Source organism: Robbsia andropogonis, assembly GCF_034047095.1.
Taxonomy (GTDB): Bacteria; Pseudomonadota; Gammaproteobacteria; order Burkholderiales; family Burkholderiaceae; genus Robbsia; species Robbsia andropogonis.
The window spans coordinates 512,246-533,180 of sequence record NZ_CP139164.1 but is presented as its reverse complement, the minus strand read 5'-3'; the positions used below and the strand labels follow the sequence as shown (position 1 = coordinate 533,180).

Below are 20,935 nucleotides of genomic sequence, written 5' to 3'. Positions count from 1 at the left end.
GGTTCCTAATCATTTACATGAAATATCCACTTTTCAAGTGCCTCCCGCGCGTTATCTGCCCTCTCGCCTTCTTTCTTGATATGCAGTGTCCCGATGCCCTTCAATGGCAACGCGACTCTTGCAAGACCTAAGCTTTCGAGAATGGGAATAGCGCCTGGCCCAGGCATGCCTCTTTGCTCGTCGAACCGATTCTGCCAGTCGTGAAATTTTCTAGCGAATGCAGAGTAAGTCTCCTCTTTTAACCAATACACCTCGAACTCCAGATGTGAAGGTACAAGCCGTTTTAATTGAAAATTGACTTTCGCTTGCCAAGCCTTGAAGTTGGCATTCTCGACGTCTCGATACAGTGGAAAAACAAAAGCTAATCTCTGCCCTGCGGCAGCTCTCTGATCATAGAGACCAGGCACACTTACGAATAAGCGATGCTTTGACGTTTCCTTAAAACTTTCCGGAAGCGTGAAATCAACTACGGAGTCAGCATTCGCATTGAGCAGCGTCACTTCTCCTGTAGCAGAGCCACCTTGCGACTCGGTGCAGTCTGAATCCAAGACATGAACCTTGACCTTCAAATTTTCGTGTAACCATGGATAAACACCTCCGAATGCCACGTGCGCTTTCCAGTGCATTTTTCCTCCACCTTCTGGTTTAGCTAAATCTCGAAGTGGAAAATAGGCTGAATCACCATGATGTGGTCTCAGTATGAACTGATTTTGCGGGACAGTCCTTTGTGTGGAAACATCATCCCACGTAGTGGGTTCTCCAAATAGCTTTACGGTGACCGTCGATTGACCGTGGTCCACACCGGTAATGATGCCCGGGTATGCGGACAGTGTCGAAGAGAACGTGCCCTTATGAACGTCGACAATAGCTCCGATGGCCATTTCGTGAATGTTCTCTTCTAAAACCTTACCGCTTATTTTGCCGAATATTTGTTTGCCATTCTCGATAATTATGACTCCATCTTGCAGACTTATGGCCTTCGGTATCAAATGCGAAATGTCGAGCATATAAAAAGGCCAATGACTGTGATCATCTGCAAAGAACGCTGAAGAGTAAAGACCTAACGAATAGGCAATTTCTTTTTGGAGCGCCGTGATCGGACCTTTTGCGGCCAGCCGTTTTCGAGCAATATCCGCGATGCTTTCAATAAAACGATTTGTTTGCGTAACAGCTCCGGATCGATAAAACCCATAGCGTGTTTTGGACAACTCAGTTGGACCAAAACCGAAGTACTGCAACAGATGCGCCTGGATATAGCCCACATCGAAAACGTCATCGCGAAGTTCCTCGTCCTTCAGCACAGCGCTTTCCCCTGAAGGTATTGATACGGTTCCAAGCTGACTGTTTCCAGACACCCCCAGGCCGTTATCGCTTACAAAGCGCAATCGAAGCTTCAATTTGTCGAGCCGATCGCAAAGATGCTTAAGGTGCCCGTCGAAAGCGGACAGAAACTGTCGTAGTAAATCCGTATCCTGCGCTGCAACGGGTCTTCCATTTAAGGCAAGCGAAGGCGGTAAGCGTTTCCAAGTCTCATCAGCCCATTCCTTGACATTTCGGTATTTTGTGATCGCCTTGCTTCGTGTATCTTTTACTGAATTGGTAAAACGTTGCGGTGCTCTTAGCAACAGAATCTCTTTGTGAATGTCGACAGCCTGTATCTTCGGCGCATCGCTTTGCAAACGAATCTTGATGCCACACCATTCAACATAATTTTCACTGTTCACGGGATTGGCACGAATAGTGCCACCGAAATTATCTTTACATAAAAAAAAGCTTGTGTTTTTGTCTACTAAATTTTTATTTGATCGATCCGGCTGTAAAGCTATGTCGTAAATTCCTCTTACCCCTTCAATGGACTTAATCTTTTCTATCAAAATCTCAAGATTCTGATTGAAATCCTGTCCGTCCTGGATAAGGTCGATCTGCGGCAGAATTTCAATAAAGCCATACTCTGTCTCAGGCCCGCCGTGACATGCCAGCCATGCATCTCTCTTATTTGTATCGAAACACCGTTTCGCCCGTGGTGAGATCCAATCATCTAGGAGATCATATAGCCGCGCGAAAACCTTTGCGATATTGACATTGCAATCAATTAAATCGACTTCAAGCTTCACCGTGACATTTCTCGGTTCAATGAGGTTGACCCGTGGCAGGCGCTCACCGTGGCTTCGGTTAGCACTCAGTAACGTCTCAACCCTGTAGATTAGGCGTTTTTTTTGCTGATTTTCGTATCGGCTTGTCAGCCTCTCACTAATAATCATTTCCGGCAGCAGCCAGACACACAGTCTATCGCCATCGGCGTCGGGCGCGACGACGACGTTTTTGCACGGATGATATAAAGAATTATCATCACCATCGTACTTCTCAACCATGTCGAGTATCAAACGTCGATAGTCATCTGCACTGACTGGCGTGGTCGTTAGCGCCTCTTCGCGCGTAATGTCTTTCGCAGTTTCGTCGCCTGGCGGTGCGGCCTCTGAGGTGAAAAGATCTTCAAGCGTGTGAAGGTGGCGATAGGCAACATCCGAGCCACCAAAAGCCAATGCCTGAAGCATCGCGACCCCCGGGTCGCTATCGCCATGGTGCTGCCACTCAGCATCCGCACGTTCCGCCAGAACGGTCGACATCGTTTCCCACAAAGTATCAAAATGAATCAATGACAGATTTTCGTTTTTCTTCAACATGACGCCTCCCTATTTTATCGTTGGTAGTAAGTTAAGCGTCAATAATCCGAAGTGTGCCTGCCCGTCGGTAAAATTGATTTTGAAACTTTTCGCGATATTTTGCGAAGATATGAAAGCAATCACTTCGTTTCTCAGTACACCCTCGTTCCATTCCTCAAATCGCCATAGCGTCCATGTCCATTCGCGAAATGCGCTATCGACCGTCGAGGCGGCCTTTACCGGATCAATACCTTCGCGCCACTCCAAGGTCACCTCAACCGGAGCATGCGCATGGTTAAATTCCGGTCGGATCTTGGCGTAGACCGATGTAGTTTCATTTAAAAAACGTCGCACATGCTCCTGCTCCAATTCTGACAATGTATATCGATTTTCACCGTCAGGCTCTTTTCGGAGAATCGCGAGCTTCATAGCAGCGGAATTCATCTTTGGATCGTCGACACGCGCTTCTATACGCACTCTAAACTGAGGAAATCGCCGCGCGATTCCCTTACCTAAATCGTCCACATTCAGAAAACGATGACGAGTTCTCAATATAAATACTTTGTCATCCTCACCATTTTTATTAAATGCATTTTCTCTCGAAACATCTTCAATGACCTCGTTACGGATCGAATGATTCGCACGAATCCCAAAGATGTCATAAAAGAATCGGTTACGATGCTCGTCTAGCAATTTCAGATACAGGCGTTCGGGCGTTTGCATAACTTTCCAGAACGCAAGCAAAAACACCTCATAGGGACGTAGCTTCTCAGATGGATTTAACATTCGTAAAGCCAGCGTCTCAGCTGCGTCCGGCGTCAGTCGATCATTATTGTTAAAAGCCACGCTGTTCCAGTTCAGCTGTGCCGGCGTATTGTTGCCAAATGGAATCCGTGCCAGTCGACAACTCCACTTAAGCAGGAAGCGTATTAACCCTGCTACGTTCTCATCTTTGTCCATATCATTACCAGCCTCGATATCTGTCACGATTCCCCCTTTTCCTCATTCATTTTGCTCCATCACATCACCGCTATCGAAAGCGCGTGGATGATGCAGGCTTGCCGTTAAGCTTGCGCGGTGAACGATATTTGTTTAACGACATCCCGACCGGCCACCCGATAACTGATACCAACGCGCAGCGCATCAATCCTGTCCGCATGCTGGGTAACGATCACATCCTGAACGATTACACGCGGTTCGTTGCGTAATATTGCGTCCGTGACGATTGTCTTGATTTCAGCGCGAAGATCATCGTTCAGATTCTTAAACAAGACAGATAGCCAATCACAACCAAATTGTGGCCTCATGATACGTTCACCGGGCAACGTCTCCATCAGATGACGCAGGTTCTGCTCGATGTCCGTGAGATCCGTATCCGCCATCTTGGGCCCATCACTGTCAAAACTTACAGGAAAGACCCATCCACGCTTTCCAACAAACCTTACGTCTCTTATTTCACTCATACTCTCTCCCCTGATGAGGGCGCTATGCGATATCGATTGCTCATGTCGAGCATCGGCAATGTCGATCTCAAGATTTCTTAAGATTAATCATAGTCCCGAGAATTTCCATTTCTTTTTCTGCTGCAATGGTCATATTATTTGTAGAACGTAATGTAATATTTTCAGATTTTCCCTCGATACCTGATTTTCCTATTTGAACTATTGCGCGATGATTATCTTTCTTGTCCATTTCATCAAAGCCCACAAATAGTGCACCTTTTTGAGTCTCAATGCGAACGCAGTTATTCGAAAAATTAATGCCGTTCGGTTTTTCAGCCTCCGCACTTTCGGAAATCCAGCCTTTCCAGAAGCGAGGATGATCACCCTGATCGCTCGACGTTGGCGCAGCATTCACCGGATTATGGGTTGCGCCTAAAATGACAGGAAAGCGTGGATCGTCGTCGATAAAAGAAACGAGCACTTCGTCTTTCGACTCCGGATACAAATGAAAGCCCCGCCCGGCGCTTGCATAAGGTTTGGCGAAACGTGCCCAAATGGGCGTTTCTCCGAGTTCCGGCAATACGACACGTATTCGATCACAATGCGTTGCATCCGATTCGTACTCTGCAACTATTCCGACCGTCAACGCGTCGGCACGCGGTAATGCGGCGGCATCACTTTGCGCAATATCATCCAGACCAATGAACACGGTTGTCAGAAAGCTACCGCGTGACCACTGGTGGCGTATGCCAGTGATGATGCCTTGGCCATTCTGCCGTTCTCCCAGGCTGCTAATTTCCAAGGTATCGCCTAGACGGTAGCGCACTGTATCCTGGTTCGCGTATAGCACGAATCGCACTTGTGCCGCAGCAGCCTCTTGCGCCAAAAGACGCCCGTCCGCAAGGTGCTGCATATCGTCCGACATCAGTGGCAACGGATAGAAGGACCGCCATGTCTCCTCAATCGAAGCTTTCACACGCCCAGGATCGAGACCACCCGTGGCCAATTTTGTCGGCTTGGCACGTCTCGGCTCCGAAATTCTTTGTTCCGCCACGTTCCAACAACTGGCCTCGATTGTCGCCGCAAGGCCGCTGTTATCAACATACCATTCTGCTTCAACAATCCTGGTCGGGTGCCCGTTCTCGGAGGCCTCGCCGCTAATCTTGAATATGTCGCCGTTCGACAGACTGGGTGTCACACAATCAACCCGGTCCATGTGAGGCAAAAGCCATACCCCGCACGCTCGCATACGGCGGCGCAACCAATGCCAATCACTCGACTGCCATTGCAGTAACTGCTCGTGTTCGCCTCCCTTGACGTCAATACGGCCCGCCGTTGCATGTTCGCCTATCAAGGTCTGAATGACCGTTTGGTCGGTCGTTTTCTGATACGCGCGACTACGCGGCTGGCCCATCAGCTTGTGCAAGGGATGTACCGCACGTAGTGTAAGTTCCGGATTAGGTCCAGCCCAGGTGATCCGTTGGCTGACCACGATTCCATCAAAAAGCACGACGTTTTTAAGTGAGCCAGGCAGCGCTATACGCAGCGTTACCTTTCTGCCAGGCACACATTTGTCCGCGTCGCGATTTACTTCGTCCCAACGGCCGATTTGCAACGAGGATTGCCTCACCAGACGCAACTCGAGGTTCGGAATGTTATTGACACGCTGCGTAATATCGACCTGTGAGACCTTCATGTACTGCAGCGTTTTACCATCTACTTCAATGACTAACGGTTGTTCCCAGAATGGCGATGCCGTCATGATCAAGCTCCTTTCCCAGCAGGCCAGACAAGCGCCTGACCAGGCCGAATGGCATCTAGATGGTCGAGGTCGTTGGCCTTGGCCAGTTCCAGATAATCCACCGGCGGCTTGTCCACCATTACGGCCCCTACCGTTGCCGACTGCGCCGCGGCCATTAGCGATAACCCCGTTCCCGCGATAACTTGAACCACTGACGGCTGCGGATTGCGCACGCCCAGCTTGGCTCGCTGAATTCCCGGCTCCACGTCCTCGATGACATTGAGGCTCGCCGTCGCGCGTAAAGGCGAACCATCCCGATCAAAAAGCGTATACCGCACGGACAGCCGTTCCATCCGGCATGCAAAATAGCCATGTCCGTGCCAGTTGAAACTACCCCACTGAATTTTCAGAAATCGGGTCTGTCCGCTTGTCGCATCTACGACGCAACATAAGGACCGTAAGCGACTCAGTTGTGCCTCCACTGGCTCCCGATGGGTAGGCAGCGAGCCGTCGAATATCAACTGGATATCGAGCCGCCCGGCATTTGCATCAACGAAGGCGGTTGTCTGAATCGGATCGTTTAACGCCGGTTCCTCCTCATATCGCGCCGCGTAGTCGAGCGAGAGCGCTTCCGGGTTGTACATTGCTTCCATGCGCCCAACTTCCGTCGTAAGTGCGACGTCTTTATAGGCAATGATTGTTAGCTTACTCAAGCCTCCGCGAATCTTATCGATCACATTCACCACGACCTCCCATTTTCAATCGCCAGATCGGCGCGTAGCTGTTGCATCACTTGACGCACGATCTCGTCGACCAAATGCGCTCTCTCAACCTGCCTGGCTCTTTCGTTGGCGCGGCGGCTCCGGGCCTCATGATCCCTGGATACACCACCGTCTATGCGAGCCTCGATGATCAGTTCGTGAATTTCATTCATGCTTTTACCCCAAGGAAGTGCATTTCCCGATAGGCAAGTTCAAGCGAGTTCACCAAGACCGATGAGTTCGTCGCATCCAAGTCGCCAGTGCGCCAGGCAACGGGAATGGCATTGACGAACGTCCAAGTACTGATAGGTAGCGACAAATGATTTAACAGCGACACGGTCACATCGCATGGATGGGTCTTAAAGCGACTCATCGCATCGGCGAACGCAAGCGTCAGTGGGGAGAGCGTCATCACGCCCCGCTCCAATACCAAGTTGCCATGGGTAACCCGCTCGGGCAGGGAAATCGTGGCCACATTGTCGCCACCCTGCCGAAAGCTGCTTGTCTCTACCTGCCGCTGCAAACCGGAGATGCGCTGAAATCGGAAGTCCAGTGGACTGGGCACCAGCCGCATTGCGGTACCTAATGCGCCGGAGACCCCCGTTCCTTCGGGTCGAAAAAAACATCCCACAACAAAGCGATATCCAACCGCCGGCTCAAATAGCGTCTCCGACCTCATGCCTTGCCTCCTTGCTGCGCACTGCCTATTTGGCTGACACTAACCCGCGATTCACCTTGCAGCATGGTCAACGTTAATTGCACGTCACTGAGAACCGGATGTAGCGAGTACGTTACGTGGATGATCAGCTTCCCTTGCGCAATATCCTCAAGTGTCATCGTTACGCCCTCTCCCACGTGCACTTGGAATGCGTCCTTGGCCGTCGCACCGGCCAAGCCGCCCGTTCGCCATAGCTCCGTCAGCCACACTGTCACGCGCGCCTCACAGGTACGCCACAACAACGCGTCATTTACCTCGAAAACCATCTCTCGCAGTTGCGCCTGCAATCCATGCTGGATAAATTGCATCGTCCGCTTGGTTTGCACATACGCTCCAGGATTTTTCGGATCCGTTGCAAGAGTTCGTGCACCCCAGAGGAGCGCACCACGACCAGGAAAAATGCGTATGGTATTGACTTCGAAGTCGGGCTCTTTTTTCTTTTCCGGTGTAATGGCTAGGCCAAGGACAGACGGCAGCTTTACGCCGGCCGGCACTCCCCAGACCCCCGCTGTGGCATCGGTGCGTTGTATAGCGGCGGCAACGGCGCCGGATGGCGCAACTTCCACCTTTCTGATGGTATTTCGCTCGATCACCTGTTCCTGCAAACGGGGCCAATATGCCGCTCTCACCGACTTCACTTCGTCAGGTAATGCACGGTGGAATGCGGATGCAGCCTGATATTCGTCCCCCGGATGGTTGGGCATGTCGATAAGACAAAATAGCCGATTTGTATTTGCGGCCGCTTTTAGAATTTCTTCCCACCGTTGTTCGTATCCTGGTACTTCAGGCATGGAAAGCAGCGTGCCATCTGGTACATAGCGTTCGACTAAGGCAACAACATGGTTAATCTCGCGGGTTAATTTTAGATCGGCATGTAAAAGTACATAACAAAGTTCGCCGCCATTGGCAAAGAACGATCTGACTGTATCCTTTAGAATCTCTTCCCAATCGCCTCGCTGATCAAGTACGTTCTTAGCTATTTCCGCGAACGATTTTCCTTTGACGACGATGTCATCTACGCCTCCAGGACGGCTTCCCACAAATACGGGCATGGCCGTACGTTCTTGCTCGTCGATCGACGATAGGATGTCCGTGTCGATTTCTACGATTGATTTCGTCATTTGCCATTTTTACTCTGTAGTACTACTTATATATGTTCCTTTTCGTAGCCATTTACCAGGTCAATATTGCGGAACGGCCAGGTAAAGTCCGGCGATAGCGTGTGTTCGTCACGCCACCGGCCCGAAAAAAGCGGCGCCAGGTCAAACGGCGTTTAGCGTGCTACCTTTCCTGCAAATGTAGCAAAAAGCGCAGCATGTCGAATAGATCGACCATCCGGCCAACAGGATGTCAGCGCAAGCGCATCCCGGCGTGTTTGCCCGACGACACTGCATAGGTCACCGCTTTCGCTGAATTGCGTGGGGTGGGTATAGCGTAACCGTATACCCTGTTTGTAAAGTCGCATACCCTGAGGTCTTTTTTTTCGCCTAGGATGCACGTAGCGCGTTCGCCGACGCACCCCCATCAGAGCAAGCATGGTGCCGCGCAAAAGACTTCAAGCGAATCGCGCGGCAAGATCGCCGCGAACGCCACAGTGCCAGCGGATGATTGGCAGGCACCAAGCGAACAATTTAGCCGTCACGATTCTATCGCGACATGATGGACGATAAACGATGCCCAGACTCTTACGCGTGGCCGCTGCCCAGATGGGCGCGACCCAATTACAGGACAGCCGGCAACACACGCTCGACCGAATGGTCACCCTGCTTGAACGGGCCGCCGCGCAAGGCGCAAAGCTGGTCGTATTCCCTGAACTGGCCTTCACGACCTTTTTCCCGCGGTGGCTGCTGGACCCGGACGAAGTAGACCGCTATTTTGAAAATGCCATGCCCAACTCGCAGGTTGCCGGCCTTTTCGAGCGCGCGAAAGCACTAAAGGTAGGCTTTTATGTTGGATACGCGGAACTGACCGCGGAGGGTCATCACTATAACAGCGCGATCACCGTTGGGCCGGACGGCACCATACTCGGACATTATCGCAAGGTCCACCTACCCGGAACCGTCGAGCCCCGCATCGACGAACCGGTACAACAATTGGAAAAGCGCTATTTCAAATATGGCGACCTGGGCTTTCAGGCTTTTTACGGTGCGGAGGACTGGCACGCGCCGGTCATGGGGATGCTCATCTGTAATGATCGTCGCTGGCCGGAAGCCTGGCGGGAATATGGACTTCAGGGCGTTGAGCTGATGGTCATGGGCTATAACTCGGCGGCATATGATCCGAACGGCGGGACCGCCGAGGATGAACCGCTGCGGACGTTCCATTCAACAATAGCAACGCAAGCAAACGCCTATATGAACGCCACGTGGGCCATTAGCGTTGCCAAGGCGGGCGTGGAAGACGGATTCGGCCTGATCGGCGGGTCTTGTATCGTCGACCCGAACGGTGTGGTGGTGGCCCAGGCCGAAAGCCACGACGACGAAGTGTTGATCGCCGATATCGATCTAAACGCCTGTCTTCAGGGCAAGACCAAGATGTTTAATTTCGAGATGCACCGCCAGCCACATCACTACCGTCGCATCGTCGATCAAACAGGCGTTACGTTGCCTCCCAAACTATAACGCCGACGTTATACCTGGGGCATAAAAAAGCATAACAGTGCATTAATTTGGTGCGGATATGATGACACCATCCTCTGGGCATGCCGGGTTACATGAGCGTCACCCCTCGATTCGACGTCGACCCGGTAGTGCCGGGGAAGCGTGCGCAGCCTCCTGCTTCATACATAAAGCCGGCTCGAAACTGCTTGTTCTCCTATAACGACGGGGTGTAGTTCAATGACGTTTTTCCGTAAGAATCTCGTAACCACGGGCATGGCCGTCCTGTTGTCGGTGTCGGCGCTCAGCACCCATGCGGCGGGCCCATTGAAGACGGGCGTGGATGCGAACTACGCACCGCATGCGATGCGGACCTTGGGTGGCGGCCTGCAAGGCTTCAATATCGACTTGGGCAACGCGCTTGCGGCCCAATTGCACGAGAAGATAGACATCGACGGAACGGAGTTCTCTGCACTCATTCCGGGCCTGTTGTCAAAAAAGTACGATTTCATCCTCGCACCCGTGACGGTGACGCCGGAAAAAGCCAAATCGTTGTTGTTCAGCGAAGGCTACCTTAATACGGACTACACGTTCGTACAAAAGAAAGCCGCCAAGCCGATTACGAAGCTCGAAGACTTGAAGGGCATGACGATCGCCGTCAACAAAGGGTCGGCCTATGACGTCTGGGCAAGTCAGAACGCCGGGAAGTATGGCTTCAAGTACGACGTGTACGGCAGCAATGCCGACGCCATACAGGCGCTCTTGGCGGGTCGCGCGGATGCCAACATGTCGGGCAATACCGTATCGGCCTGGGCGGCGAAGCAAAACCCGCTACTCAAGACGACCTTTACTGTCGGCACGGGTCTGGTATGGTCGCTGGCTTTCCGCCCGGACGACAAAGCCGGTCGGGATCGCATTTCAATGGCGTTGAAGTGCCTGAAGCAGAACGGCACGGTCGCCAAACTGGCGCAAAAGTGGTTTGGCGAGACGCCAGGGCCCGATTCGGCTGCCGTGAAGGTCGTGCCGGGTCAAGGTGTACCCGACATGCCGGGCTACGATGCCACTCCGGTCAAGGTCGTCTGCAACTGATAGGTTGAATAGAGATACGCCTCATGAAGAACACCCCTATCCTCGAACTCGTCAACCTGCATAAGTCGTACGGCGATCACGCGGTGCTCAAGGGGGTCAACCTTCGAGTGCGATCAGGTGAAGTGGTTGCCGTGATCGGCCCATCCGGTTCCGGCAAGAGCAGCATGCTGCGCTGCTGCAACCGGCTTGAAGCCGCTACAGGCGGCCAGATAGTCGTTGACGGCATCGATATCAACCGCCCCGGCGTCGACTTGAACAAGATGCGGCAGAAGGTGTGCATGGTGTTCCAGCACTTCAATCTGTACCCGCATCTGAACGTCTTGCATAATGTGACGCTGGCATTGCGTCACGTTCAGAAATTGTCAAAAACCGAAGCCCAAAAGCGTGGCATGGCCGCACTCGAACGTGTGGGGATGGCGCACAAGGCGACTGCGAAGCCAGGCGAGCTATCGGGCGGTCAGCAACAGCGCGTCGGCATTGCCCGTGCAATTGCGCTTGAACCGGAGTTGGTGCTGTTTGACGAACCCACCAGTGCACTCGATCCGGAACTCGTTGGTAGCGTACTGAACGTCATGCGCGAGTTAAGCAAGAGTGGCATGACAATGGTCGTGGTAACCCACGAAATGGCATTTGCCCGTGAAGCCGCCGACCGGGTTATCTTCATGGATGGCGGCGTGATCGTAGAGGAAGGGCCGCCAGAACAAATTTTTTCCCAACCGCGGCATGACCGCACCCGTGCCTTCCTATCCTCTTTCCTGAACCAGTCGCATGATGTCCATCACGCCGATGCGCCATCTGAATCATTATTGACAAACGTCGCCGCGCCATCGACGACAGCGACGTTACCGACAACATCCATGGCGGACTAATGGCAATGGATCTCGTCGCACTGCAGCACGCGTTTTTCAATGGCGCCATCGCGAAGACCGTCTTGCCCGATATTTTCAAGGGCATGGTCGTGACATTGCAATTGGGTATCGCGGTCATCGTGACTGGCTTGTCTGGCGGCCTCCTGCTGGCATTGATCCGTTCGCTCCAATTACGTTGGCTCGACGTTCTGATCATCGGCTATGCCGATATTCTCCGCGCACTCCCGCCGCTGATCGTGATCATGATGCTGTTCTACGCATTTCCGTCGATCGGGCTATCCTTCTCTGCCTTTCAGTCCACGTGGCTCGCACTGGCCTTGGTGCTCGCGGCGTTTGCCGAAGAGTTATTTTGGGCCGGTATTATCTCGGTGCCGAAGGGGCAAGCGGAAGCAGCGCGGTCGACCGGCATGAGCTGGATCAAGACAATGCGACTGGTGATCCTGCCACAGGCCATCCGGCTCGTGATGGCGCCCTTGACGAATCGCGCGATCTCGACCACGAAAAACACTGCCCTCGGATCCGTCGTCGCACTGAATGAAATCCTGAACAACGCGCAATCCGCCAGCAGTAACTTAGGCAGCGCCACGCCTTTGACAATGGGCGCACTTGGTTACCTCATCATCTTCATTCCGCTCGTGCTGTTTGGACGATGGTTGGAAAAACGCTTTACCTGGCGGGTTTGACGTCATGCAAGCCATACTCGACAATTTCTTCAACTGGGACGTTTACGTTCAGGTAGCGCCTTTTTTGCTGCGCGGACTGGCGATGACCATTGGCCTTTCGCTGCTGGTCATTCCCTGCGGTTTCGCAGCCGGAATGGTGGTTGCAATACTTTCACATCATCTGCGCTCGCGGATCGCGCGTTTCTTGCTGGCCGCCTATATTGACTTGTTCCGCGCGGTGCCGCCGCTGGTGCTACTGATCTTCATCTATTTTGGCGCCCCGTTCCTTGGATGGGACATGCCGAAATTGCTGGCAGTCGCCATCGGTTTCATGCTGAACAATTCCAGCTATTACGGCGAGGTGTTGCGTGCGGGCTTCGAAAGTATTCCCAAAGGCCAACAAGAGGCCGCCCGATCAACCGGCATGAGCGCGGTACAAACGACGGTGCTGATTGTCATACCGCAAGCCGTTCGCACCGTCCTGCCCGAACTGATCAGCAACACGATCGAAGTGGTGAAGCTGACCACGATCGCCAGCGTCGTTGCGCTGCCGGAGTTGTTACGCGTGGCGCGTGACGCGCAATCACTGCTATATAACCCCTCGCCCATCATGCTGGCCGCACTCGTTTACCTCGCAATGCTTTGGCCGCTCGTCAGGCTACTCCGTCGCTTCGAGCAAAAGCATGCAACTTGATAGATGCAGTTCCTTTGCGCGGTCTCGTTGATGCCATGGAAGGCGCTGCAAAAAGTTACAGCGTGGTCAGCGACGCATCGTCGATATTTTGGGAAATCCTCCCCGACTACCTGGCATGGCTGGTAGGATATTAGTTATTTTAGTGAATGGTCGGGCTTTCTTCGGTGGCGTGCCGCAAAACCTCCAAAGGCATCGACGGATCCCGCGCGAACGAGGACACATGCATGAACGATTTCGATTTGACCATCCGCGGCGGCCGCATTGTCACCTCTTCCGAAGACTTTGTGGGTGACGTCGGTATCAAAGGCGGACGTATCGTCGCGGTCGCGTCAGCGCTACCCGCTGGAACGCGCGACATTCAGGCAGCAGGCAAGCTGGTGATGCCAGGTGGAATCGATAGCCACGCACACGTCGAACAGCTGTCGAGCATGGGCATCATGTGCGCCGATACTTGGTACTCGGCGACCGTGTCCGCCGCGTACGGCGGCAACACGACGATCATCCCGTTTGCCGCGCAGCATCGCGGGCAATCGCTGATGCAAATTGCGCGTGACTATGAAGAACTGGCAGCGCCGCAAGCCGTCATCGACTACAGCTATCACTTGATCATGACGGACCCGACGCCCGAGGCGTTGAACGAGCACCTGCCCGTATTGGTCCGCGAAGGCATCACGTCTTTCAAGGTCTTCATGACCTATGAGAAGATGAAGTTGAACGACAAGCAATTGCTTGATGTTTTTGCCGTGGCGGCGCGCGAAGGCGCACTGCCGATGGTGCATGCGGAGAACGACGATGTCATCTCTTGGATTGCCCGCAAGCTCATTGATGCTGGTTATACGGCACCGAAATATCATGCGGTCGCGCACGATGTCTTCGCAGAGGATGAAGCAACGAATCGTGCCACGCAACTGTCATGCGTATTGGAAGTGCCGGTCGTGATCGTGCACGTATCCAGCGCCGGCGGCGCGCGCGTGATTCATAGCGCTAAAACGATGGGCGCCTCCGTGCACGGCGAGACCTGTCCGCAGTATCTGGTGTTGACCGCGGACGATATTGATCTGCCCGGCACCGAAGGCGCGAAATTCTGCTGCAGCCCGCCGCCGCGTGATCCGGCCTCGCAACAAGCGATGTGGGAAAGTCTAGCGTCAGGCAATATCGCGCTGTTCTCGTCCGATCACGCGCCGTACCGCTACGACGTGACAGGTAAGCTGCCGCATGGCGACGACACCACGTTCAAGCAGATTTCAAATGGCCTGCCGGGGCTCGAAACACGGATGCCCATCCTGTTCTCCGAGGGCGTGAAGAAAGGCCGTATCACGTTAAACCAGTTCGTAGCGTTGACCTCGACGAACCATGCGAGGATGTATGGCCTCTATCCGCGAAAAGGCACGATCGCGCCGGGTGCGGATGCCGATATCGCAATCTGGGACGCAGACAAGCAAGTCACCGTGACTGCGAACATGCTGCACGATAACGTCGGCTATACGCCGTACGAAGGGCATCACATTACCGGCTGGCCTGAAACGGTGATTAGCCGCGGCGATGTCATCATCGATAAGGGCACGCTAAACGCCGTGGCTGGCCGCGGCTGGAAGATTCCGCGCGGTACACCGGAGCCGGTGGCGAATGCGAAAGAGCCAGGCGAACGAGCGTCTTTTTTGCGGAGGCTGTTTGAAAAGGTCGATCATTAATCAACCCACCGACTTGCCGTTGTCTGCTGTCGGCGGCTCGCGCTGCCCTAGTTTGATGTGCCGTATCAGTAGCCGACTTCGATCACTTATGCTGACTGGCGACGTTAAAGCTTGATTATGAAGGCCAGAGCGTAACAGGGCGGTGACACATTGAAGGGGGCATCTAGCCGAATAGTCATCGTATCGTTGATCTGATGCTTGTGCCCATGATCTTTCCCGGTCGATGATGTACGGATAAACGGCACGTGACTTCCCCGAATAGTCATCCTCGGATAAGACCCCTGGCTCAAAGTCGATACGGCGTTGTGCGGGTTAAGGACCTTGCCCGGAATATTGTCAATGCCGTACTCCGCGAGTCCTTCCGGAAATGGCTCAGTCGACGCTGGCCCGCTTTTCTGAACGGCTTGCCGAACGCCGTCGTAGTGGTAATGCTCGGGGAGCTCTTTCTCCACGAGCGCATGCTCGCTTGTCTCACCTACTAACATTGCACTGAAGGACTGCGGCGAGACCGAAAGTTGTGGATTTTCAAACGTGAACTTATGGTTCGATTGCTTTCCTTTACCCGGCGACGCGGTGGGTAGCGCATCACCGAGGATAAATCGCCCGGTCAAGTCAGGTACACCGTCACGAGACCCGTCGCATAAAGCCCAACCATCCGGAATACTGGATCCAGCAAACATCATAATCATGCCTTTCGTGAACCCGGCACTCGCCACCGTGTCAATCAGGTCACTGAAGTTGCCTTGTGTCGGCACCTTCCCAGCAGCAAACGCCATTTTGGCATCGTTGATGTTTTTTCGGAATGTCTTATCTTCCATTGTTACTCCCGTTAACTTTTAAATAACTAGATGCGGCGGCCATCGTTTGTGACCTGCATGACACATAGCGAACTTTAGCGATTGCGTTCTTTGCTGGTAAGCTTCCCCAAATGGCCAACTGTTTGACGAGAGACCACACAAAACGGGCATAAAAAATAGTTTGCTATTTGATCGTGCACTATGTAATATCTGCTTCATGGACGCGAAAAACACCACCGCCAGAGCGAAAGCCTCAACCAATAAGAAACGGTTGAACGTCCTTGCGCTGGAAAATCAACTATGCTTCTCGCTCTATTCAACGAACTTAGCGATGAACAAGTTGTATCGGGGATTGCTAAAGCGTCTGAATCTGACGTATCTGCAGTATCTGGTCATGCTGGTGTTATGGGAACGCGATGATGTCACCGTGTCGTTTATCGGCGATCGGCTATCCCTGGATTCTGCAACCTTGACACCATTGTTGAAACGTCTTGAAAACGCCGGTCTGCTGACCCGTACTCGAGCGTTGCATGACGAGCGTCAGGTGTTGATTGGTTTAACGTCTGAAGGCACGGCATTGCGTGTTCAGGCGGAGCAAGTTCCTGAGCATGTCCTCTGTGCAACGGCCTGCTCGATCGACGAACTCGCAGGGTTGAAGCAACAGTTGGAAGCGCTCCGATCGGAATTGGGACGCGCAACAGCTGAGAAGTAAGCTGCTAAGCAGCGGCTTGCCAGTGTTGTCTTAGATTCATATAGTGTACGTTTTAATAGTAATCGATTTAATTTGCGTGCAATACGCTTGAACTGTCCTCTCGTCTTCCAGGACGTGATTCTGCCTCTCACTAAATAAGATGGTGGTTCACGATCGTCGTTTTCAACAGCAAAGGAGCAACACCATGGCCTCTCCCGAAAAAGTCCTTTATACCGGTCACGCCACAGCAACCGGTGGCCGTGACGGCCGCGCGACAACGTCCGACAAGTTCGTCGACGTCAAACTCACCACACCGCGTGAGCTTGGCGGTGCCGGTGGCGAAGGCGCGAACCCGGAACAATTGTTCGCTGCCGGCTATTCGGCATGTTTCATTGGCGCTATGAAATTCGTCGCCGGCCAGGATAAGGTTGCCCTGCCAGCGGACACGTCGATTGACGGCAGCGTGGGCATTGGCCAGATCCCAGGCGGATTCGGCATCACGGTCGAGTTGAAGATCAGCGCACCGGGCCTGGCACGCGAAACGCTGCAAGACATCGTCGAGAAGGCGCACCAAGTATGCCCGTACTCGAACGCAACGCGCGGCAACATCGACGTTACGTTGACGCTCGCTTAAAAGGTCTGCGCGTGCGTTGCCGCCGTCATCCGGCCGCAACGGCGCGAACCCGCCAGGCGCAATCAGGCGCTCCGGTTCACGGCTAGCGGAAGGGAACACGTGCCCATTGCTCGTCTTCCTGATGCCGCCTGAAACGCGCGGCAGGCTCCGAAAGTAACTGGCGTAGCATACCCACCGCCATCTGATCGAGGCACCCGCGCACTCGATCATGCCGCCGCGCTATTTCATTCCAGACACTTTTACCACCAGGTCGCTCCAATACGTACCTAGATTCTTGTACGGATTGGGCATGCCGGCGGAAGTAACAAATACACTGCCAGCGTGATGCGTCGCGGCAGACGAGACAATGGCAGGCATATCCGCCGCTGCGGCACTGATCACCATATGTACGAAGCGGCTGGCCGGATAGTTGGCCTGCCACTTTGGCTGCGTATATTTCGCATACTTCTTCGCGGTGTCCTCGAACGTGACGAACTGGTCCGCCGTCGGCAACGTGACGTATTGTTCCGCCATATCGGTACCCGGATTAGCCATCACCGACAGCGATGGCGACAATCCCTTGATGTAGTTGTAGACCGATTGGTAATACTGGATGTGGGCCGTCGTACCATCCGACGTCATCTCATCCACGAAGATGCCATCCACCTTATAGAAGGATAGATATGTGTTGATGTCGGTAGCGACATTCGACAACGATCGCTTGCCATATTGCGTCGAGACATACCCGATCACCTTGCCGCCCGCGGCATGCACTTTGGCAATCGCGACCGTATAGCTGATGTCGATCGTTTTGCCCGGACCGCTATTCGGATTCAAGATGACGGTGGTGGAAACCTTCGACGCTGTCGTCGCCAGATCGTTCCAAAGACCGAGGCCCTTGCCCACCGGATCGAAATAGGCAGGCACGGTCAGTGACATGGTTTGTGACGACGTGGCCGTCGTCGTGCTTGCCGCATGGACCGGGTTTTGTCCCGCCACGACAATCATGGTCAAGGCAGCCAGCACGCCTCTCCAAGCAGCACGGGTCATCTTGAAAAACCGGCCGGTGCCGGCCGTGATACGAACGGAATGACGCACGATGTCCCTCTCTGCCTCCTGATGCACGCGCCCTCGCGGTCTTCCGCATGGAGTGGGCTGCGCGACATCGATTGGCCTGCCGGTTAGGGCGGCAGGCAACTGGCTAACTCCAGCACGTGGAGTCCCTATAGCTTTGCGTCGCCGGATCGCTCCGGGTTTGCCAATGACAGGTTATCGTCAGCTATGAAAGAAATCTTTAGGTGGTTAACACGAAATATATGCAGTACAGTCCTGAGAATTAACACAGTACGGCGTGCCCAAAGAAAGCACACCGTATCGGGCCTTACGCAAATTGGTTTATTACGATGATCGATATGCAAAAAGGAACACACCATGCGCACCACCGCTGAATCATCGTTGCCATCCTCTTCCGTGTCGTCCGTCGCGCCCGACATGTCGCATTTGTGGATGCCATTCACCGCCAACCGCCAGTTCAAGGCAGCGCCGCGCCTGTTCAAGGCGGCAAAAGGCATGTACTACACGACAATCGATGATCGACAGGTATTAGATGCAACGGCGGGTTTGTGGTGCGTCAACGCCGGCCACGGACGCCAGGAGATCGTCGACGCGATCACGCGCCAAGCGGCGGAAATGGATTACGCACCGCCCTTCCAGATGGGCCATCCGATTGCCTTCGAAGCCGCCACGAAGCTGGCCGCGTTTATGCCGGATGGGATGGACCGGATTTTTTTCACCAATTCCGGGTCCGAATCCATGGATACGGCGTTGAAGATCGCGCTGGCCTATCATCGTGCGCGCGGCGAGCCACAACGTACCCGCCTTATCGGGCGGGAGCGCGGCTATCACGGCGTCAACTTCGGCGGCCTGTCCGTGGGTGGCATTGCCGGTAACCGCAAGATGTTCGCGAACAGCCTGCTACCACATGTCGACCATCTACCGCATACGTACGATCCGGCTGCCGCCTTTACAAAAGGCCAGCCGGTGGAGGGTATGCACCTTGCCGACGATCTCGAACGACTCGTCGCGTTGCATGACGCCTCGACGATCGCGGCGGTGATCGTCGAGCCAATGGCGGGGTCAACCGGTGTCCTGATTCCGCCGCGGGGCTATCTGGAGCGGTTGCGCGCACTATGCACCAAGCACGGCATCCTCCTGATCTTCGATGAAGTCATCACCGCGTTCGGACGCCTGGGTGCCGCCACCGCCAGCGATCGCTTTGGCGTGACGCCGGACCTGTTGACAATGGCAAAGGCCATCAACAATGCCGCCGTGCCGATGGGCGCCGTTGCCGTTGGCCGTTCCATACACGATGCCATCGTCCAGGGCGCGGCAGAGAACGCGATCGAACTTTTCCACGGCTACACGTATTCCGGCCACCCGCTGGCCGCCGCCGCCGCGGTTGCCACGCTCGACCTGTATGCGAGAGATGGCTTATTCCAACGCGCCGCCACACTCGAAGCGCCTTTCGAAGCCGCCGCCCATGCACTGCGCGATGCACCGCACGTGCGCGACATTCGCAACCTCGGTCTGGTGGCCGGCATTGATCTCACACCTCGTGAAGGCGCGCCGGGTGCACGCGGCTATGAGGTATTTGTCAAATGCTTGGAGCACGGCCTGCTGATCCGCTGTACCGGTGACATCCTGGCAATCTCGCCTCCGCTGATCATCAGCGAAGCACAGATCGACCAGGTGTTTTCAACCATCGCCAGGATCCTGCGCGACGTTGCCTAGAGTGTCCTCTCCTTGTTCCATCGCCATCAACCGCACAGGCGCCGGAACAAGGCGACAAATGCCGCAACATCGACATCGATCAGAACCTGCTGGTCGGGACGGTCATCCCAGACGCTTGGACCGAAACCCTGGCCGGCCGGTTTCTGAATGCTGTGGCCCATTGCCTCGCCATTGGTGATGACGCGCACCGGCCCCATGCGGCCCGTGAAAAGCGATGGCTGCACGATATAGGCCAGGGCAGCTGGATCGTGCAGGCAGATGCCGGGGATCCCCTTGCCTTGATAAAAGCGCTCATAGGCGCGGGATACGCGCCAGATAAAGGCCCCATGCGGGCCTCCATGATCACGCATCTCCTGTAGGGTTTGCGACGACAGCACCGACTTCGCGGTAACGTCCAGCCCCACGACGGTCAATGGCCATCGGGCCGCGCATACCCGATCTGCAGCGATCGCGTCCTGGTAGAAGTTCGCTTCTGCCGCTGGCGTGATGTTGCCCGTCACGCCTCCGGTGCCAAATGCACCGCCCATGACAACGACCGCTTTTACCAATACCGCGAGATCGGGTGCCCGATGTAACGCCTGCGCAAGATTGGTCAGCGGACCCACCGCCAAGAGCACGACTTCTCCGGGGAAGCGGCGGACAGTCTCGATAATAAAGCCGGCCGCGTCGTCGGATGCCACCGTCCGTTGCGGATCTGGCCAGTCTTCGTCGCCCAACCCCGTGCGGCCATGCACATCTAGCGCATAGCGTGGCGCTGGCGCCCCAGGCATCGGCACGGCAGCGCCACGCACGACCGGGCAGCGCAAGTCGAAACGCTCCGCAAGCAATAAGGCATTGCGCGTGGTTTGATCGAGCGGCGCGTTGCCAAACACCGTGGTGATGCCCAGCAAGTCGATCGACGAGGTAGCACGCAGCATGCACATCGCCAGCATGTCGTCGACACCAGGATCGGTATCCAGAATCACGCGCGTGCGCGACGTCGTAACCGCGGGCTCGAGCCGCGCCACGTCATTGTTCCGTACAGGTTCCAAGAGGATCCCCTTTGCCGGTTGGTCGTGTTTGCTTTAATGCATTTGACGCATCAAACTTTAACGCAGCCCCTGCCCCCACACGAGTC

At 54.4% G+C, this 20,935-nt stretch carries 20 protein-coding genes and 1 riboswitch; of the genes, 9 read left to right on the top strand and 11 right to left on the bottom strand.

What is annotated here, in order from left to right; translation table 11 throughout:
* Positions 1 to 5: 5 nt before the first annotated feature.
* The 8 genes from SJQ66_RS02275 to SJQ66_RS02240 all read right to left on the bottom strand — a co-directional run bounded on the left by SJQ66_RS02275 (position 6) and on the right by SJQ66_RS02240 (position 8,446).
* Entirely contained in the window at positions 6 to 2,684 is a 2,679-nt protein-coding gene (locus SJQ66_RS02275) for a baseplate wedge protein (RefSeq protein ID WP_320533821.1), read from the bottom strand.
* A 9-nt stretch (positions 2,685 to 2,693) separates the two neighbouring features.
* Positions 2,694 to 3,650 carry a hypothetical protein gene (locus SJQ66_RS02270; RefSeq protein ID WP_253464875.1) on the bottom strand — a complete coding sequence of 319 codons (957 nt, stop codon included), beginning with the start codon at positions 3,648 to 3,650 and terminating at the stop codon, positions 2,694 to 2,696.
* 77 nt (positions 3,651 to 3,727) lie between these two features.
* Positions 3,728 to 4,045 carry a GPW/gp25 family protein gene (locus SJQ66_RS02265; protein WP_051504666.1) on the bottom strand — a complete coding sequence of 106 codons (318 nt, stop codon included), beginning with the start codon at positions 4,043 to 4,045 and terminating at the stop codon, positions 3,728 to 3,730.
* A gap of 148 nt (positions 4,046 to 4,193) precedes the next feature.
* Positions 4,194 to 5,867, bottom strand: coding sequence for a phage baseplate assembly protein V (locus SJQ66_RS02260; RefSeq protein WP_253464877.1), 1,674 nt, complete (start codon positions 5,865 to 5,867; stop codon positions 4,194 to 4,196).
* A 2-nt stretch (positions 5,868 to 5,869) separates the two neighbouring features.
* Complete coding sequence (locus tag SJQ66_RS02255) at positions 5,870 to 6,589, bottom strand: CIS tube protein (RefSeq protein ID WP_253464879.1); 720 nt, start codon at positions 6,587 to 6,589, stop codon at positions 5,870 to 5,872.
* Positions 6,586 to 6,780 (bottom strand): DUF5908 family protein, encoded by a 195-nt coding sequence (locus SJQ66_RS02250; protein WP_024905375.1) that lies wholly within the window; start codon positions 6,778 to 6,780, stop codon positions 6,586 to 6,588. The genes SJQ66_RS02255 and SJQ66_RS02250 overlap by 4 nt, the downstream gene beginning before the upstream one ends.
* Positions 6,777 to 7,286 carry a phage tail protein gene (locus SJQ66_RS02245; protein ID WP_081765160.1) on the bottom strand — a complete coding sequence of 170 codons (510 nt, stop codon included), beginning with the start codon at positions 7,284 to 7,286 and terminating at the stop codon, positions 6,777 to 6,779. Before SJQ66_RS02245 ends, SJQ66_RS02250 begins: the two co-directional genes overlap by 4 nt.
* Positions 7,283 to 8,446, bottom strand: a complete 1,164-nt coding sequence (locus tag SJQ66_RS02240) for a hypothetical protein (protein ID WP_320533820.1) — start codon at positions 8,444 to 8,446, stop codon at positions 7,283 to 7,285. The genes SJQ66_RS02245 and SJQ66_RS02240 overlap by 4 nt, the downstream gene beginning before the upstream one ends.
* 552 nt (positions 8,447 to 8,998) lie before the next feature.
* Here SJQ66_RS02240 and SJQ66_RS02235 point away from each other — a divergent pair.
* From SJQ66_RS02235 to hydA, 6 genes are all read left to right on the top strand, one after another.
* Positions 8,999 to 9,946 (top strand): N-carbamoyl-D-amino-acid hydrolase, encoded by a 948-nt coding sequence (locus SJQ66_RS02235; RefSeq protein WP_024905372.1) that lies wholly within the window; start codon positions 8,999 to 9,001, stop codon positions 9,944 to 9,946.
* Positions 9,947 to 10,162: 216 nt separating this feature from the next.
* Entirely contained in the window at positions 10,163 to 11,011 is an 849-nt protein-coding gene (locus tag SJQ66_RS02230) for a transporter substrate-binding domain-containing protein (RefSeq protein WP_320533819.1), read from the top strand.
* 23 nt (positions 11,012 to 11,034) lie between these two features.
* Positions 11,035 to 11,880, top strand: coding sequence for an amino acid ABC transporter ATP-binding protein (locus SJQ66_RS02225; protein WP_301291069.1), 846 nt, complete (start codon positions 11,035 to 11,037; stop codon positions 11,878 to 11,880).
* A 5-nt stretch (positions 11,881 to 11,885) separates the two neighbouring features.
* Positions 11,886 to 12,563 carry an amino acid ABC transporter permease gene (locus SJQ66_RS02220; RefSeq protein WP_320533818.1) on the top strand — a complete coding sequence of 226 codons (678 nt, stop codon included), beginning with the start codon at positions 11,886 to 11,888 and terminating at the stop codon, positions 12,561 to 12,563.
* Positions 12,564 to 12,567: 4 nt separating this feature from the next.
* Complete coding sequence (locus SJQ66_RS02215; protein ID WP_320533817.1) at positions 12,568 to 13,236, top strand: amino acid ABC transporter permease; 669 nt, start codon at positions 12,568 to 12,570, stop codon at positions 13,234 to 13,236.
* A 224-nt stretch (positions 13,237 to 13,460) separates the two neighbouring features.
* Positions 13,461 to 14,927: a dihydropyrimidinase gene (gene hydA, locus SJQ66_RS02210; protein ID WP_320533816.1), complete on the top strand. Its 1,467-nt coding sequence runs from the start codon at positions 13,461 to 13,463 to the stop codon at positions 14,925 to 14,927.
* Between the two features lie 104 nt (positions 14,928 to 15,031).
* Here the strand turns inward: hydA and SJQ66_RS02205 are convergent, their stop codons facing one another.
* The gene (locus SJQ66_RS02205; RefSeq protein WP_320533815.1) at positions 15,032 to 15,745 is read right to left on the bottom strand and encodes a tail fiber protein; all 714 of its coding nucleotides are present in this window, start codon (positions 15,743 to 15,745) and stop codon (positions 15,032 to 15,034) included.
* Positions 15,746 to 15,941: 196 nt separating this feature from the next.
* Here SJQ66_RS02205 and SJQ66_RS02200 point away from each other — a divergent pair, with 196 nt between their 5' ends.
* Positions 15,942 to 16,436 (top strand): MarR family winged helix-turn-helix transcriptional regulator, encoded by a 495-nt coding sequence (locus SJQ66_RS02200; RefSeq protein ID WP_320533814.1) that lies wholly within the window; start codon positions 15,942 to 15,944, stop codon positions 16,434 to 16,436.
* 184 nt (positions 16,437 to 16,620) lie between these two features.
* Complete coding sequence (locus SJQ66_RS02195) at positions 16,621 to 17,049, top strand: organic hydroperoxide resistance protein (RefSeq protein ID WP_024905363.1); 429 nt, start codon at positions 16,621 to 16,623, stop codon at positions 17,047 to 17,049.
* 219 nt (positions 17,050 to 17,268) lie between these two features.
* Here SJQ66_RS02195 and SJQ66_RS02190 read toward each other — a convergent pair whose 3' ends face one another.
* A complete protein-coding gene (locus SJQ66_RS02190; RefSeq protein ID WP_320533813.1) occupies positions 17,269 to 18,126 on the bottom strand; it encodes a spherulation-specific family 4 protein in 858 nt (285 codons plus the stop codon).
* A gap of 91 nt (positions 18,127 to 18,217) precedes the next feature.
* Positions 18,218 to 18,298, bottom strand: a riboswitch (cyclic di-GMP riboswitch).
* Positions 18,299 to 18,459: 161 nt separating this feature from the next.
* On the opposite strand from SJQ66_RS02190, the gene SJQ66_RS02185 reads away from it, so the two are divergent.
* Positions 18,460 to 19,818, top strand: coding sequence for an omega-aminotransferase AptA (locus tag SJQ66_RS02185; protein WP_046153297.1), 1,359 nt, complete (start codon positions 18,460 to 18,462; stop codon positions 19,816 to 19,818).
* Between the two features lie 26 nt (positions 19,819 to 19,844).
* On the opposite strand, the gene SJQ66_RS02180 is transcribed toward SJQ66_RS02185, so the two are convergent.
* Positions 19,845 to 20,825 carry a nucleoside hydrolase gene (locus SJQ66_RS02180; RefSeq protein WP_024905360.1) on the bottom strand — a complete coding sequence of 327 codons (981 nt, stop codon included), beginning with the start codon at positions 20,823 to 20,825 and terminating at the stop codon, positions 19,845 to 19,847.
* Positions 20,826 to 20,935: the final 110 nt, after the last annotated feature.

Coding starts and splice junctions, on each gene's coding strand:
- SJQ66_RS02215 (WP_320533817.1), top strand. CDS start 12,568: ATGCAAGCCATACTCGACAATTTCTTCAACTGGGACGTTTACGTTCAG.
- SJQ66_RS02195 (WP_024905363.1), top strand. CDS start 16,621: ATGGCCTCTCCCGAAAAAGTCCTTTATACCGGTCACGCCACAGCAACC.
- SJQ66_RS02245 (WP_081765160.1), bottom strand. CDS start 7,286: ATGAGGTCGGAGACGCTATTTGAGCCGGCGGTTGGATATCGCTTTGTT.
- SJQ66_RS02275 (WP_320533821.1), bottom strand. CDS start 2,684: ATGTTGAAGAAAAACGAAAATCTGTCATTGATTCATTTTGATACTTTG.
- SJQ66_RS02235 (WP_024905372.1), top strand. CDS start 8,999: ATGCCCAGACTCTTACGCGTGGCCGCTGCCCAGATGGGCGCGACCCAA.
- hydA (WP_320533816.1), top strand. CDS start 13,461: ATGAACGATTTCGATTTGACCATCCGCGGCGGCCGCATTGTCACCTCT.
- SJQ66_RS02185 (WP_046153297.1), top strand. CDS start 18,460: ATGCGCACCACCGCTGAATCATCGTTGCCATCCTCTTCCGTGTCGTCC.
- SJQ66_RS02205 (WP_320533815.1), bottom strand. CDS start 15,745: ATGGAAGATAAGACATTCCGAAAAAACATCAACGATGCCAAAATGGCG.
- SJQ66_RS02230 (WP_320533819.1), top strand. CDS start 10,163: ATGACGTTTTTCCGTAAGAATCTCGTAACCACGGGCATGGCCGTCCTG.
- SJQ66_RS02265 (WP_051504666.1), bottom strand. CDS start 4,045: ATGGCGGATACGGATCTCACGGACATCGAGCAGAACCTGCGTCATCTG.
- SJQ66_RS02250 (WP_024905375.1), bottom strand. CDS start 6,780: ATGAATGAAATTCACGAACTGATCATCGAGGCTCGCATAGACGGTGGT.
- SJQ66_RS02200 (WP_320533814.1), top strand. CDS start 15,942: ATGGACGCGAAAAACACCACCGCCAGAGCGAAAGCCTCAACCAATAAG.
- SJQ66_RS02260 (WP_253464877.1), bottom strand. CDS start 5,867: ATGACGGCATCGCCATTCTGGGAACAACCGTTAGTCATTGAAGTAGAT.
- SJQ66_RS02220 (WP_320533818.1), top strand. CDS start 11,886: ATGGATCTCGTCGCACTGCAGCACGCGTTTTTCAATGGCGCCATCGCG.
- SJQ66_RS02240 (WP_320533820.1), bottom strand. CDS start 8,446: ATGACGAAATCAATCGTAGAAATCGACACGGACATCCTATCGTCGATC.
- SJQ66_RS02225 (WP_301291069.1), top strand. CDS start 11,035: ATGAAGAACACCCCTATCCTCGAACTCGTCAACCTGCATAAGTCGTAC.